This is a genomic window from Mesorhizobium sp. WSM4813, from assembly GCF_055811555.1.
Map to the genome: position 1 here is coordinate 1 of NZ_JBVVQU010000091.1, position 15,623 is coordinate 15,623.

Annotated in this window: 10 protein-coding genes and 1 pseudogene; 7 read left to right on the forward strand and 4 right to left on the reverse strand. The window is 57.7% G+C overall.

Annotated elements, in window-relative coordinates:
* Positions 1-252 precede the first annotated feature (252 nt).
* A complete protein-coding gene (locus tag AC0L25_RS30735; protein ID WP_473598909.1) occupies positions 253-2,727 on the reverse strand; it encodes a GcvT family protein in 2,475 nt (824 codons plus the stop codon).
* A 1,034-nt stretch (positions 2,728-3,761) separates the two neighbouring features.
* Positions 3,762-4,943, reverse strand: a complete 1,182-nt coding sequence (locus tag AC0L25_RS30740) for a M24 family metallopeptidase (RefSeq protein ID WP_473598910.1) — start codon at positions 4,941-4,943, stop codon at positions 3,762-3,764.
* Positions 4,944-5,593: 650 nt separating this feature from the next.
* Here AC0L25_RS30740 and AC0L25_RS30745 point away from each other — a divergent pair.
* The 5 genes from AC0L25_RS30745 to AC0L25_RS30765 all read left to right on the forward strand — a co-directional run bounded on the left by AC0L25_RS30745 (position 5,594) and on the right by AC0L25_RS30765 (position 12,508).
* Complete coding sequence (locus AC0L25_RS30745) at positions 5,594-7,072, forward strand: NAD-dependent succinate-semialdehyde dehydrogenase (RefSeq protein ID WP_473598911.1); 1,479 nt, start codon at positions 5,594-5,596, stop codon at positions 7,070-7,072.
* 12 nt (positions 7,073-7,084) lie between these two features.
* Complete coding sequence (locus AC0L25_RS30750; protein ID WP_473598912.1) at positions 7,085-8,488, forward strand: aminotransferase; 1,404 nt, start codon at positions 7,085-7,087, stop codon at positions 8,486-8,488.
* Positions 8,489-8,873: 385 nt separating this feature from the next.
* Positions 8,874-9,944, forward strand: a complete 1,071-nt coding sequence (locus AC0L25_RS30755) for a GlxA family transcriptional regulator (protein ID WP_473598913.1) — start codon at positions 8,874-8,876, stop codon at positions 9,942-9,944.
* Between the two features lie 160 nt (positions 9,945-10,104).
* On the forward strand, positions 10,105-11,283 hold the full coding sequence (locus AC0L25_RS30760; protein WP_473598914.1) for a M24 family metallopeptidase: 1,179 nt from the start codon (positions 10,105-10,107) through the stop codon (positions 11,281-11,283).
* Entirely contained in the window at positions 11,270-12,508 is a 1,239-nt protein-coding gene (locus tag AC0L25_RS30765) for a M20 metallopeptidase family protein (RefSeq protein WP_473598915.1), read from the forward strand. Before AC0L25_RS30760 ends, AC0L25_RS30765 begins: the two co-directional genes overlap by 14 nt.
* A gap of 342 nt (positions 12,509-12,850) precedes the next feature.
* Here AC0L25_RS30765 and AC0L25_RS30770 read toward each other — a convergent pair.
* Positions 12,851-13,793 (reverse strand): annotated as a pseudogene (locus tag AC0L25_RS30770) (IS630 family transposase).
* A 90-nt stretch (positions 13,794-13,883) separates the two neighbouring features.
* On the opposite strand from AC0L25_RS30770, the gene AC0L25_RS30775 reads away from it, so the two are divergent.
* On the forward strand, positions 13,884-14,087 hold the full coding sequence (locus AC0L25_RS30775) for a hypothetical protein (protein WP_473598916.1): 204 nt from the start codon (positions 13,884-13,886) through the stop codon (positions 14,085-14,087).
* Positions 14,088-14,166: 79 nt separating this feature from the next.
* On the opposite strand, the gene AC0L25_RS30780 is transcribed toward AC0L25_RS30775, so the two are convergent.
* Entirely contained in the window at positions 14,167-14,556 is a 390-nt protein-coding gene (locus AC0L25_RS30780; RefSeq protein ID WP_473598917.1) for an alpha/beta fold hydrolase, read from the reverse strand.
* A gap of 581 nt (positions 14,557-15,137) precedes the next feature.
* On the opposite strand from AC0L25_RS30780, the gene AC0L25_RS30785 reads away from it, so the two are divergent.
* On the forward strand, positions 15,138-15,623 hold a 486-nt coding region (locus tag AC0L25_RS30785), incomplete at its 3' end, for a transposase (RefSeq protein WP_473598918.1).

A 15,623-nucleotide genomic window follows, 5' to 3' on the forward strand; every position in this document is an offset into this window, starting at 1 on the left:
AGCAGGGCGACGCCCTCAACGCCATCCTGGCCGCCGCCGGCTACAACTTCTCCCTCCTGCTCAGGTGGCTGAAGGATCTTTTGTCGCTCTTGATCGCCCTGCTTCACCTTCGGCCGAAGTCGGTCGCCGCTTAGCGCCCGGATTGTTCACGGTCGACTCAATAACGTCACATGGCTCCTGCTGTGCTGATAACTACGCCCGTAAGCTCGCTACCGTGCCATGCTCGCGCAAGGCGGCCCCGCCGGAGGCGTATTATTGCTTAGCCCGATCCCCATTTGGATCGAAAAACGCCCGCAGCGACGCATCGGACTCGTAGAGTTTGCCGGCGATCTCGATTTCCCACCGACTGCTTTCGAGCAACTCCTTTGTGACACCGGCAGGATGGTTTACATATCCCATTCCAACTGACGTTCCGATTGTAAAGCTCTTCACGCCAGACGAAATATACCCGACGATCCTCCCATCGCAGCGGATAAGCTCTTCATGGAAGAGAACCGGCTTCGGATCGCGAAGCTTGAATGATACCAGTCGTTTTTTTAGCGGCCCCGCATTTTTCTGAGACGTCAACGCCTCTTTTCCGATAAATCCGCCTTGTTTGTTCCAGTCAACTGTAAATCCAAGGCCAGCTTCAAGCAACGTGTCAACTGGTGTAAGATCGAGCTGATATTCTCGGTAGGCACGCTCTGACCGCAGATGTTCAAGCGCGTGGTATCCTGCAGCTTTGAGGCCATACGCCTGGCCGGCCTCCCAAACAACGTCAAACACGTGCTGTGCCATCTCGGTTGGAATATGAAGCTCCCAACCAAGCTCTCCGACATAAGTTAATCTATTGGCTATTACGCGAGCATACCCGATATCAATTTCCTGACTGGTGGCGAATGGGAACGCTGAGTTCGCCAGATCTGTGTCGGTTACCCGGGATAGAATCTCGCGTGATCGCGGGCCTTGCAAAGACAGGACCGCGTACCCAGAGGTGAGATCAGTTACCGTGACATTCCATTCGTCGGTAATATGTTTTGTGATCCAGGCCTTATCCCGGGGATGGACAGTAGCTGAGGAGATAATTAGGAACTCTGTCTGCGACAACCGGTTTACAGTGACATCCGTCTCTATCCCCGCCTTTTCATTGAGCATGTGGGTATACACCAGCTTTCCCAAAGGTACGTCCACGTTGCCGGCGCAAAGCCTCTGAAGGAAGCGGCAGGCATCGCGACCCTGAACCAAGTGTTTGCCGAAAGAGCTTTGGTCCAATAAGATAGCACTGTTACGGGCAGCCTTGCACTCCTGACTGGTATATTTGAACCAGCTCGGCTCGTCGTAGGAGTAGACGTTTCTAGTCGACCCCCTCTCCCCCGCGAACCACATGGGTCGCTCCCATCCCATTCCTTCGCCAAAGCTAGCTCCAAGCCTCGCCCACCGGTCGTGAAGAGCGCTCTTGCGGACACCGCGGGATGTCTCAGGCTGGTAAGCTGGCCAGTGCATCTTGTAGTGAAGTCCCAACACTTCGGCTGTGCGATCGTGCAAATATCGTTTATTGATCTGGAACGGATGGAATCGGGCGACATCGACGAAGCTGATATCCATCTGAGGCTCACCGGCGATGATCCACTCTGCCAGAGCTCGCCCAGCTCCCGCGCCGTATTCAATGCCCTCTGAATTATAACCGGTCGAAACGAAAAGATTTTTCAATCCAGGAACTTCACCGATCATGAACAGAAGGTCGGGGGTGAAACTTTCAGGACCGTTGAAAAACTTTGCAATGCCGGCATTCGCAAGATCAGGAACAATTTCTATCGCCTTGGTCATCGGGAGCTCAAAATGCTCCCAGTCTTCCGAGAGCTCAATGAAGGCTGTTTCTTTCGGAAGCTTCCCCATCGGCAGGGGTTTGCCCCAGGGTTCGAAGGCACCAACCAGGAGCTTACCTGTGTCTTCTTTCAGATATACATGACCGTCTGTGTCGCGCAGCACAGGTAAGGTGGGCGTCACGAAATCCATCGCGTCTGTCACTACATAAAAGTGCTCTGCCGCATAGATCGGAATTCGCGCACCTAACTTCGAGGCAAGGTCTCTGGTCCAAAGTCCACACGCGAGCACGAGAACTTCAGCTTCAATGACCCCATCGTTAGTCCGAACTTGGTAGTGGCCGTCTTCTGTTCGCCAAAGGTCCGTAACCTCAGCGTTTTCAAAGATTTTTACACCGTTCTTCCTGGCACCAATAGCTAACGCCATGCATGTGTCGACAGGATTGGTCTGGCCGTCTCCAGGGATAAAAACTGCGCCTTCGATGATTGAGGTGTCGAGGGCTGGATAGAGCTTTTTGGCCTCGCTTGGCGAGATCATATTGGCCTCAAGGCCAAAACTTTTGGCAATTGAGGCATTGCGTGCAGTTTCATACAGGCGCTCTTTGGTTCTGGCTACCCCAAGCGTGCCATTTCGTTTGAATCCGGTAGCTTGCCCCGTCTCGGCCTCCAGAGCGGAGTAGAGCTCTGCATTATACTTCGCGATCTCCGTTAGCGCGTGAGTGCCACGCGTCTGCATGATCAAACCAGCAGCATGCCAAGTTGTTCCGGACGTAAGGCTGTTGCGCTCCAGAAGCGCGATGTCCTTCTTGCTGTTCTTTGCAAGGTGAAAGGCAATACTTGCCCCCGCGATGCCTCCACCAACTATGAGAATCTCGTGGTGGCGAGTGGCTACTTCACGAGGACGGAAGGGCGGATTCGTAGTCATATGTATCCTTGTTCGGTTTCACTCGATGGCGGGCGGCAAAGGTTCGACCTGTTCAGCCAGCTTAAGCTTCTATGGCAGCGTTCCGCGCATTTCCGGCCCACGATCCAGAGATCAGTCATTTTGCAACAGACTAAGGGGCGGAGCTCGCGGAGAGCCTGCCAAGGGGACGCAAAAACGGTGCCGTTCTGCATATTTCCCGAGTTCGGCGCTGAATTATTGCGCCTGAGGGCTGCGCGGCGGCAACGAAACCCGGTATGATGCCATTGCGAACACTTGCACCGCGTGTCCGAGGTCCAATCGTATCCTGCACCTCTTCCCGATGGCGGTCCTTGACGCAGACGGCTGGGGACCACCCTCGCCGCTTGGCGGAGCCTCCAGCAGATCTATGCACTCGATGCCTCCACGGAGCCGACGAGTCGCGGACCTGATGTTAGTAGCGCCGCGGTCTTGCAGATGGTGCCAATAGCACGATCCGCATTTGAATTTCGCTTGTCTGCGTCGACCCGATCTGGGTGCAGATCAGAGATGAAGGTCTCGTCCGCAATGGGTCGTCAAATCCGGCTGGCACCTTGGCCGCCGACACCAAGGAGATGGAGCATCTGAGGAATGAAGGGGCGAGCAGACCGCCGCTTGTCTGCAAGTGGAAGCTTCGACAGGCAGGGACGAGCCGCCTTGCGCACAACTTCCCGACAGCCCGCCTGTCGAGCGCGAAGACTGTCTCCGGCGATAAATATACCCGTTTGTCCGCTTAAGCGGCCTTGGCTCTGCGCAGAGGCAAATCATCCTGGGTGTCTTCGACTCGCCGGCCCGCAGCGCTTGCTGGATAGGTGGACGGCGACGAACAGCGCGGGCGCACCTTTCCTCGATAGCACACCAACCGATCGGCGGCTCGCGTCTCCCTTGCTGCTCGCGCCGCGACTGCGGAAACTCCGCGGTCTGAGACCACTGGGAGAGATGGGGCCAAGGATTGGGAAGCAAAGCACATCATTGCGACTTCCCAACCCGGTTAAGTAGACAAATGCTAAAGCTATCAGCTAGTCCACAACTATCAACTCGCGGGCAACATCAGCTAGCCGCTCGCCACCTTTTTCTGTAACAACAATCGACTCCGATATTGCGGCGCCGAAGGCAGGAGGCCTCACCCCAGATTGGAAATGGAAGCACATGCCCGCCTGGAGCACAGTCTTTTCTCCGGCGCGAATGCTCACGGTACGTTCGCCCCAATCCGGCGGAAAATTCATGCCAATTGAGTACCCGGAACGGCCTTTCTTGGTGTACCCGTGGCGATTGAGAACGCTATGCCAGACGGCATTCACCTCGTCGACGACTACACCGGGCTTTGCCATTTCGAGTACAGCATCGCCACCTTCCACTATGGCATTGGCGAGATGCCTGACCTCTGCGGGTGGCTTTCCCATGTAAATGGTACGCGTCAGCGGCGCATGATAATGGCGTCTCGCCGCCGCAACTTCTAAGAGAACTAGTCCCGACGACGGCAATGGTTTATCCGACCACGTGAGGTGCGGAGCGTTCGTCTTTTCGCCAACCTGAATCAACGGACAAAGGCTAGTATAATCACCGTATTTGCCGCCAACACCTCTTGTTTGAGAGGCGTAAATCTGAGCGGCGATCTCGTATTCAGGGACTCCCGGCTTTAGATTTTCGATCGCCGTGCGCATGGTGTGGCTGACAATTTGGCCCGCTTCTCTCATATAGACCAGTTCAGCGTCGGATTTAACCAGCCTCGCCCAATTAACGAGTCCGCGGCTGTCGGAGAACTCTGCATTCGGAAGCCCTTTAACAAGGTGCTGGTGTGCTCGCGCAGTATAGAAATGGGCATCAAGCTCAACCCCGATCCGATCGGATCCCCATCCGCGCGATTTTATGATTTCGGTGACTTCGTCGTAAGGATGCAGCTCCACATGATGGAGTCGGTCATCCGAGAAATTGATGATGTTCTCAGCAGGCAGGTCAGTCGTAGCATGAGCACCGTTTACGTCAACCAGCCGTCCAATCCACATCGGCGATTCTGATTGGAGGTGCAGTAGCACAACTTGAGGCGTGTAGAAGGACCAGGCGTCGTAACCGGTGAGCCAGCACATATTTGCGGGATCTTGGCAGATTAATAGGTCCAGTCCTGCTTGCTCCATCCGTATCTTTACGTCATGAACACGGCGTTGGTACTCCGCAGGCAGAAAGGGTTTCTGATAGGTCATCTCGTAGTCGTCCTCTGCACCTAGACCGGCCAAGCATTCTGCTAAAGCCATCCGTATTATCGAGACAACCTAGCATGCCTCCCAGGACTACTGCGCGCGGACCCAGCGGGCCAGACGCAGAAAACGTGCATTTTTAGTGTTTTGTGCGCAGTTTAACTTCCCATTGTGAGAAACTTTGGCGCCGCGACCGCGGCTCTTCTGGTGCTGACAGCGAACGAAGAGGTGCGAGCGTAGGTTTGGCAACTCAGATTTCCAGATCATTTGAGAGATCACTAAGAGCAATATCTGAAATGAAGTTCACTCACCGGGTCACCCGATCGTTTCTTGAGCAGTGCACTCTTGGATGATCGAAGCGCCACGACAACTGCGCTGTGCGTTGTGCGTAACACAATTGTCCGGCAAATCCCCGCCACACGCGGTCGACAACACTTACCGGCTACGCGGCGCTTGAGGCTGAGACGTCACCGTCGTCTTTGTAATGTTCACTTGCTCGAAAGTCTCCATGAAGCAGATACGGATGAAACGGAGAAAAAACTCGGCAAGACATCTTTTTCGCAGGAGAGCGCCTTGGCTGGCCGACATCGCGCTGCCGATCGCCCGTGTTGCGGCGCTAATTTGACGAAAATGAACACTCGATAGTGGGGCTAGAAATGAAAGGTACAGCAACTGCCGCGTTAAAGGAGCTCAAGCGGCAGGACCTTCTCCAAACATGCGCCTATCTGAATGGAGCTTGGCTCTCCAAGTCTGAAACGATCTTGGTTGTGGACCCGGCTACTGGCCAGCAATTGGCTAAGGTGGCTGCCTGTGAGGTGTCTGATGTAGATAACGCGGTCAACATCGCGAGAACCGCATTTGAACAATGGCGCAATGTTCTTCCTTCGGACCGGGGCGCATGCCTGCGGAAGTGGGCCGCAGGTATGCGCGAGAATGCGGAAGACCTTGCCGCTATCATGACCGCCGAACAAGGCAAGCCAATGACCGAGGCGCGCAGTGAGATTTCTTATGCCGCTAGCTTTCTTGACTGGTTTGCAGCGGAGGGGGAGCGGGCATATGGCGAGACCATCCCGAGCCATCTTGAGGGCAGCCGACTCTCTGTACAGATGCAGCCGGTCGGAGTAACGGTCGCCATAACCCCTTGGAACTTTCCCTCGGCGATGATCACGAGGAAAGCAGGAGCCGCGCTGGCTGCCGGCTGCACCATGATTGTCAAGCCCGCCCCCGAAACGCCCTTGTCAGCTCTGGCGCTTGCCCGTCTTGCCGAGGACGCAGGGGTTCCCGCCGGCGTGTTTCAGGTGATCACGGGAGAGGCAGCCCCACTCGCAAAACGGCTATTGGATCATAGCGATGTGCGGGCATTCTCCTTCACGGGCTCGACCGAGGTCGGTCGGATCCTGCTCGAGCAGTCCGCAAAAACCCTGAAGAAGGCTTCACTTGAGCTCGGCGGCAATGCTCCTTTTATCATTTTCGATGACGCACCGTTGGAGACTGCCGTGGCTGGATGCATGGCAGCCAAATTCGCAACATCCGGTCAGGACTGCCTAGCAGCGAATAGGATCTATGTCCAGCGGGGAAGCTATCAACGCTTTGTGGAAGAATTCGCGAAGGCCACCAGAAAATTGAAAGTAGGACACGGATTCGAGCCCAGTGTCGACATTGGCCCAATGACCAAACCATCTGTCGCCGAAAAGTGCAGGCGACAGGTTTCCGAAGCTCTTTGTGCCGGAGCCCGCATCGTTGTTGGCGGACAGGACAGTCCGCTCGGGGGCAATTTCGTGACTCCAACTGTTCTCGACGACGTCACGGACGACATGCTGATCGCCAAGGAAGAGACCTTTGGGCCGGTGGCTGCAGTCCTTCCGTTCGATAAAGAGGCGGAAGTGGTTGCGCGAGCCAACAATTCTGAAATGGGCCTTGCGGCTTACGTTTACACAAGAGATCTCAACCGCGCCATGCGGCTGACCGATCAGTTGGAGTATGGCATGGTCGCCGTCAACACCCCGAAATTCACCGGCGCTCCCATACCCTTCGGCGGGTGGAAGCAATCTGGCCTCGGTCGCGAGGGCTCAAGACATGGTCTCGCCGAATATCTCGAACCCAAATACGTGTGCATCGGTAACATCGCCGATTGAAAGGAAAGCCGTATGACCCTCGACATGAAGGATATCTGCGAGAAGGATAGAAACAATATCCTGCATCCTTTCACGCAGCTGAAGGATTTTGCCACCGGCAAGCTCGGTGATCCGACCATCATCGAGACGGGCAAAGGCATTCGCATCCAAGATGCGCATGGCAACAAACTAATCGACGGGTTCGCCGGCCTTTATTGCGTCAACGTCGGGTACGGCCGCACCGAAGTCGCCGAAGCGATTTCCCGCCAGGCTTTCCGTCTGGCCTACTACCATTGCTACGCTGCCCACACGACGGACGAGCTCGCCATCCTTTCCGATCGCCTCGTAAGGATGGCGCCGGGCAAGATGAGCAAGATCTTCTACGGCATGTCCGGCTCGGATGCGAACGAGACCCAAGCCAAGCTTGTTTGGTACTACAACAATCTGCGTGGCAAGCCGAACAAGAAGAAGATCATCTCGCGTGAACGCGGCTATCACGGGTGTAGCGTCGTGTCCGGCTCGATGACGGGCATGAGCTTCTACCACTACCATATGGATTTGCCGCTCCCGCAGATCGTTCACACCGGTGTTCCACATCACTACTGGGGCGCGAACCCAGGCGAGTCCGAACGCGAATTTTCAGCGCGGCGCGCCGAGGAACTTGATCAGCTGATCGAACGCCTAGGCCCGGATAATGTTGGCGCCTTCATCGGCGAGCCGGTGCTCGGCACTGGCGGCATCACACCTCCGCCGGAAGGCTACTGGGAAGCAGTCCAAGCCGTTCTCAAAAAACACGATGTGCTGCTCATTGCAGATGAAGTCATAACCGGCTTTGGTCGGACTGGCTCCATGTTCGGCTCGCATCACTACGGTATCGAACCAGACCTCATCACGATCGCAAAGGGTCTGACGTCGGCCTATTTCCCCCTTTCCGCGGCAATCGTCGGTGAAAAGATCTACAAGGTCCTGGAGGACGGGGCGGACAGGGTCGGCGCATTCTCGCATGGTTACACCTATTCAGGTCATCCGATCGGGGCTGCCGCAGCCAACGCGGTGCTGGACATCATTGAGAAAGAGGACCTTCCGGGAAACGCTCGCGAGGTCGGTGCATTCTTCCAAGCGCTGCTGAAGGAGAAATTCGCGCAGTTGCCGATCGTCGGCGAAGTGCGCGGCGTCGGCCTGATGGGCGCAATCGAGTTCGTGACCGATCGGGACAAGAAAAGGCGTTTTGATCCTACGCTCAAGGTTGGTGCACGAATTTCCAAGGCAGCGCGAGAGCGCGGTCTTATCGCTCGCGCCATGCCGCATGGTGACATTCTGGGCTTCGCTCCTCCCTTGGTGACAACCAAGGCTGAAGTCGAAGAAATCGTTGGCATCGCAGAAAGTGCAGTGCGCTTCGTTATGGATGAGCTCACGCGAGACGGGCTTTACATCTGAGGCGAACGGCAGCCGAGCTCGGGGTGTCAGGACGCCGTGAAAAGTCTGCGCGACGTTCGACAGGCGCAACCTGGCCGCTCTATCGAACTGTCACCGGGGTGGCGAGGCAATTAGGAGATGAGACTTAGCGGGAGAATCATCGGCCCCAATCGCGGTGGTCGGCGTCAAAAAAAGCGCTCGAGCGGAGCTTAACCCGCTCTGGAGTCCGGCGCGATGAGCTTTCGACGCAGCTCGCACGGTTTTCGCCAGAATGCTGTCGAACAGGTTCGATAGGCATTTTGCATTTTGCATGCTGCTCTGGCCCCCCGACGAAGGAGTCGTGGGCAGTTTCGCATGATGCCGCTGGAAGTACGACAGATCAGGCTAGGAGAAAGGGAACCCGGGGATGCCAGACTCACAGTCGACATGCCAAAATTTTTGCTTTTACCTCCTGCCGGCCTTTTCGCTCCAGGCCTTCTCGTCGGCAGTAGAAGCGTTGAGGCTCGCCAACGAGGTGTTGGGGCGGGACGTGTATAGCTGGCAGGTCATTTCAGACGACGGGCAACCTGCAGCCTCGAGTTGCGGGCTGTCAGTTTGCGCCGATTCTTCGTTGTCCTTCGAACGTGAAAGAATCCGTCGATTGATCTCAGCACCGGCGGTCGTGATCGTCGGCGGCCGCAATGCTCCTAGTCCGCACAAACAGCTTGATGCCTGGCTACGAGAGTGTCGCAACCGCCGCGGCAGCCTCGTAGGGATAAGTAGTGGTACGGTTGTGCTTGCTCGGGCGGGACTTGCAGAAGGGCGGCGCTGCGCGGTTCACTGGGAGCAATTTCCTATATTCTCTGAGCGGTTCCTAGATGTGGTAGCCACTCAAACAGCGTTCGAGCGGGACGGGGACCTATACACATGCGCCGGGGGGGACGCCCCATTTGACATGTTTCTGGAATTGGTTGACCGCCATCACGGGACGATAGTGGTCAATCGTATTTGCGAAAAAGCTATCGCGTATAGGACCCGTTCAGCGGGTCACCGCCAACGTCTGCCCCTTCATTCTCGGGTGCAACTCAACCATCAGGCGGTCATCAAGATAATCGAGGAGATGGAGGCAAACCTCACGGAGCCATTGCTATTGGACGAACTTGTGGGGTCAGCCGGCCTATCCCGTCGTCAAATCGAGCGGCTATTTAGGCGGGAACTGGGATGTTCTCCGAGCCGCTATTATTTGGATCTTCGTCTGGAACGTGCGCACCTGCTACTCATCAGCTCGCGCCTGCCAGTCGTCGAAATCGCGATGGCTTGCGGCTTTGTCTCTGCATCGCATTTCTCAAAAGCGTATCGCGACGCTTACGGATGCGCCCCGCATCAATCACGATTACCAGTTTACCAACGAGAGAGAATGCGGTCGAACAGGCCGGAAAATAGAACCCGGAAAATCGATCGGAGGCTAAGTAACGAAAGAAGGCCTAACTGCCACTAGAAAGAGCCGCGTTGTTTTCTCTAGAGAGAGGATGGCGCTCCATTGGCTGTCAGAATACCAACCGGGGGACGAGAGTTCGAAGTGGCTCCGGCTTCAGCCCGTTTACTAGCACTGGCGTTAAGTGAAAACACTCGGACACAATAGATTAGGATGTTTTGATATGATCCAATTGCCCTTTGCGCTCAGCGAATACCGCAGCAGGCTTTCCGCCATCCGCGCCGAAATGGCGCGCCGCAACCTTGACCTGCTGATCGTGAACGATGTCGCCAACCAGCACTACATCACCGCCTATGACGGCTGGTCGTTCTACACGCCGCAGATGGTCCTGGTGCCGCTCGCCGATGAGGAACCGGTCTGGATCGGTCGCGCCATGGATGCCGCTGGCGGGCTGCTGACGGCCTGGATGAAGCCCGAGAACGTCGTCGGCTTTCCGGAAGATTATGTCCAGCGCGCCGACCGCCATCCAACGGACTGGATTGCCGCCTGGATCGAACGGAAGGGCTGGGGGCGCGGCAATATAGGCATCGAGCTCGAGGCCTACTACTATTCCCCGAAGGCGCATGCGCGGCTAACTGCGGGCCTCCCCAATGCAATCTTCCACGATGCCGACCTTCTGGTGAACTGGATCCGTAGCGTCAAGTCGGCCGCCGAGATCGGCTATCTCCGCAAAGCCTCGCGCCTTGCCGAAGCTGCGGTCACCACAGCCTATGACGTGATTGCGCCAGGCGTGCGCGAGTGCGACGCCATCGCCAAGATCCAGGCCGCCCAGATAGCCGGCTCGCCGGATTTCGCTGGCGACATCACCGCCCTGCCGCCGACCATACTGGGCGGCGAAAACGCCTCGGCACCGCACATCATGTGGAGCAACCGCCGCTTTGGCGACAACGAAACCGTCGCACTCGAACTCGCCGGGGTTGTGCGCCGCTACGCCGCCGGGCTGGCGCGGACGCTTCAGCTAGGCGCCATGCCCGCCAAGGTTGGCGACACCGGCAAGGCTGTGCTCGAAGGGATGGAGGCCGTCCTTGCTGCGATCAAGCCTGGTGTCGTGGCGGAAGACGTCGAGGCGAGCTGGCGCAAGGTCATCCAGCGCTACGGCCTGAAGAAGGAGTCCCGCATCGGTTATTCGATCGGGGCCGCCTATCCCCCAGACTGGGGTGAACACACGATCAGCCTGCGCCAGGGCGACAAGACGATTTTGAAGCCAGGCAACGTCCTTCATTCCATCCTCGGTATGTGGATGGACGGCTGGGGGATCGAAGTGAGCGAAACGATCCTCGTCACCGCCGACGGCTGCGAAACGCTGACCAGATTCCCGCGAGATGTCCATGTCAAACGCTGAAACCGGCAATGGATTGATGGATGCCGCGCTGGAGCGAAGGATGATCGAGATCCGCCGCCACCTCCACCGCAATCCGGAGCTCTCGAACGAAGAGAGCGAAACGCAGGCCTATCTGAGAGAGGTGCTGGAAGAAGCCGGGCTGAGCGGCATCAAGCCCGCGGCTGGCTTCGGTCTCGTCGTCGATGTCGTCGGTGCGGCTGGCCCCTCGAACCGCAAAATCGTGATCCGCGCCGACATCGACGCGCTACCGATCACGGAAGCCTCGGGCGTGCCGTTCAGCTCCGAGCGCCCGGGCCTCATGCATGCCTGCGGCCACGACGCTCATACAGCGATGGGCTATGCGGCCAGCGTTCTTCTGGAGCGCCAGAAGCAGTCGTTTAGCGGCACCGTCAGAATCATCTTCCAGCCCGCCGAAGAGGCGGAACCGCTTGGCGGCCGCCGGGTCGTTGAGGAAGGGCTGCTGGACGACGTCGACGCGGCGATTGGCATCCATGTCGATCCCTATACCGCGACTGGAAGGATTGCGGTCGGCGCGGGGCCGTATACGCTTGCATGCGATATTTTCGACATCACCATCACCGGTAATTCCGCGCATGCGGCAAAACCGTCAGAAGGCGTCGACGCTATCGCCGTCGCCTGCTCAATAGTGACAGAGCTGCAGAAGATCGTGTCGCGCGAGATCGATCCGTATGACCCGCTGGTCGTCTCCATCACCGGCATCGAAGGCGGCGGCGCCTACAATGTGATCGCCGCCGAGGCGAGGCTGAAAGGCACGATCCGCAGCGGGCATGAAGCGACCCGCCAGCATGCTTGGAAGAGGCTGCGCCAGATCGTGGAAGGCGTCGCTTCAGGCCACAATGCCAGTGCCGACGTGGACCTGAGGCGTGGCGAACCCCCGGTCATCAACGACCCTGACATGGTCGAGATCATCCGCCGAACCGGTGCCGGCCTGCTGGGGCAGGACAACATGCTGAGTGCGCCGGGCTGGGCCGCAGCCGATGATTTCGCCTTCTACAGCGAGAAGTGCGCGTCGGTCTATTTCCGGCTGGGCATCCGCAACGAGGAGCTCGGAGCCGTCTATCCGCTTCACCATCCGCGATTTCGGGTCGATGAACAGGCGCTGTCGATAGGCGCTGTTGTCCTCTGCAACGCTGCCCGAAATTTCTTGCTGCCTCCGTGCCAGTCCGGCGGACTAAGCACTGCGACCCCTGGTACCCTCGCCTAGCTCCCTTGTATTGAATGGCACCGCTTCGCAGCTCGTGCGCGACAATGCTGACGGGCTCGGCCGATCCGCTGAAGCCCGCACGCGCTGCCGCGAGGCCCAGCAACAGTAATTTCCCCAAATTTCGAGAGAGAACTTTAGAAAGTGTATATAGTGTCCGGCATTGCTTACCGGTGCGCGCGACTGAAAAGTAGCACTGAGCTTATTGATCTCTTCGAGATTGCAACTGCACATGGCGGGCGGCAGCGCTGTCGTCGTACCCCGTGAGAGCAGATGCGCGTCCGGAAATGTTGGCTGTCAAGCACAATGGAGTGCCGTTCGCGGCCGGTCTACAGCACGTACTGTTTAATCCGGTTCATATCCTGTGGCTTTGAAGTAACTTGCACATTCGGCCGGGGTGAAGAGGTCGACGACCGCGCCGACCGCGTCCCACAGAGCCTCGATGGTTCTCTCGGCCTTTACTCGCAGCAGCGCCTTGAGTTTGGCGAAGGCGTTCTCGATCGGATTGAAGTCGGGACTGTAGGGCGGACAGGTAGAGCAGGCTCGCGCCTGCGGCCTCAATCGCGTCGCGCACGCCGACGGCCTTGTGAGCGGACAGATTGTCCATGACGACTACGTCGCCCTCCGACAATGTCGGGACCAGCACCTGCTCGACATAGGCCAGGAACACGTTGCCGTTCATAGCGCCGTCGTAAACGAAGGGCGCAGTCATGCCCGTCAGCCGCAGCGCTCCGGTGAAGGTCGTGGTCTTCCGTGGCCATGCGGCACGCCGGCCCGGCAGCGCTCGCCGCGCGGCGCTCATCCACGCAGGCGAGCCATCTTTGTGGAGAGGCCGGTCTCGTCGATGAACACGAGCTTCGCCGGATCCAGATCGAGCAGGCCGTCGAACCAGTCCCGGCGCCGCTTCAGGACGTCGGGGCGATCCTGCTCCAGTGCGTGCGCGGACTTTTTTTGAATGTCCAGCCGTGGCCGCGAAGCCAGGCGCTCAAGGCGCTGCGGCTGATCCGCACCGACTGCTCGGCGACCAGCCGCTCCACCATCTCGTTCAGCGTGATGTCCTTGCGTTCCTCGATCAGCCCGACGATGAAGGCTTCATGCGCATCGAGGCTGGAGGCGCGGCGGCGGCCCTGCGGGCGTGGTGCCAGTTCGCCGATCTTCGCCCGCGCAATCCAGCGGATCGCGCTGGACACTCCCACGCCGAACCGCGCCGCCGCTTGCCGCGCCGACATGCCCTCGTCGGCAGCTTCAAGACCCGCAACCGAAGATCCACGCTCAATGCTCTTCCCATCGTCCACCTCCATCGAGGGGATGTTGAATCAGCACGAAACGCAGCCATCACATCACAATTGATTCATGGATCACAGGATGCGCTCTAGCCATGTCTTTGACGGATAAGTCTGTTGACAGCTTCACTCTGATCGATGTGAACGGCATGCCCTGCGTTGTGCAGCAGGTGGAAATCCGAATTCCTGATCAGCTTTGCCCCTTGTTCTGGCGTTGCGATTGGGTCGTTCTTGGACCAGATAATCAACGTCTCGGAGTGAAGCCGATCAAGATAGGGGAAGATGTGTCTTTGGTGTAGCGCAACATAGAGGCGCATATTGGTTTCTTCTTCGGGCGGTTTCTGGAATATCTCCCATTGTCCGCGTGCCGCAGCTCGCCTATAGGCCTCTCGCTTTGCGTGTTCCACATCCACAGGCGCGGGTGCCTTTCCACCATCTATTAACGTATTCCTCTTCGCTCGGCATCGGTCCCGAATAGTCGTAAGCCTGCTGGCAGGCCTGCATCCAAGCATCGTCACGGTCGTCTCCAAACGCTGGTGATACGGAATTGGCGGTCAGCAGTACGAGCTTGGAAACAAGATCGGGACGCACGATCGCGACCCGCGCGGCGACGAATGATCCTTCTGAATTGCCGACCAATGTGATCTGCTTCAAGCCCAGCGCTTCGATGAAGCCAAGCACGTGATCCACACGACCGAGCCGGTTGATGTATTTGTGATCAGCGGGATAATCCGTCCCGCCGAAGTGGAGCTGGTCAACCGCGATCACTCTAAATTGGTCGGATAGGCCGTTCGAACAAAGGAACTCTTTCCCTCCACGCCGAATCCGGCACCGTGTAGAAATAAAATCGGCTCACCGGCTCCGGCCTCGCAATATGAGGTCGCGATATCGCCAACCGATATGCGGTGTTGAGTAATCATTTGGTTTCTCTCGAAACTGGTCGTGTCAGGTTCGGCTTAGATATCGAGTGGACCGCTTACTTGTGAGTATACCAGCGTCACTGGGACGCCCTTGCGCAAATCATCTTCTATCAGCGCACGAAATCAATGCTGCATCGCTGACTGCGCACATAACCACCGTTTGTTGGTGCGCCTGGAAGAGTTCTCCCTACCGGTAATCGCGTCCGATCATTACGGTTGTGGACTTATGTCAGTGCCGACGATCGCTTCTGTGGTAGTTGCTGTCACTGGAGCGCGACATCAGCTAGCGGCGGCGACGGTAGCGCAGATAGTGTCCTGAAGGTTCTGCAAAAAGCTCTGGAGAGAGAGCAGCCCTTACTCTGAGGCGAGGGGCGGCCATGGCACGCTGGTGACGTTGCGATCACCGATTCCCGTGGAAGGGTAAGTGCCATGACCAAGCGAGACGTTAGACTGAGCAGAGGTGAGTTGAAAGCGTTGCTGGTGTCGGATGAGGACGGCTTTCGCAGAGTTTTGCAGACTGTGGTGCAGGACGCTTTGGAAGCCGAGATGACGGAGGCGATCGGGGCCGAGAAAGGCGAGCGGACGACGGAGCGGGTTGGTTACCGGTCCGGCTATTACGAACGCAAGCTTGTGACGCGGGTTGGCGTGCTGGAGCTTCGGGTTCCGCAAGATCGGGCCGGCCGGTTCTCGACGGAATTGTTCGAGCGTTATCAGCGCTCGGAGAAGGCATTGGTGTCGGCGCTGGTCGAGATGTACGTGCAAGGCGTGTCGACGCGCAAGGTGAAGGCGATCACCGAGGAGCTGTGCGGCCATTCCTTCTCGGCCTCGACGGTAAGCCAGGCGACGGCGCGGCTGGATGAAGCGCTGAAGGCGTTCTTTGAGCAGCGGCTTGCCGAACCTTACCCGTACCTCATT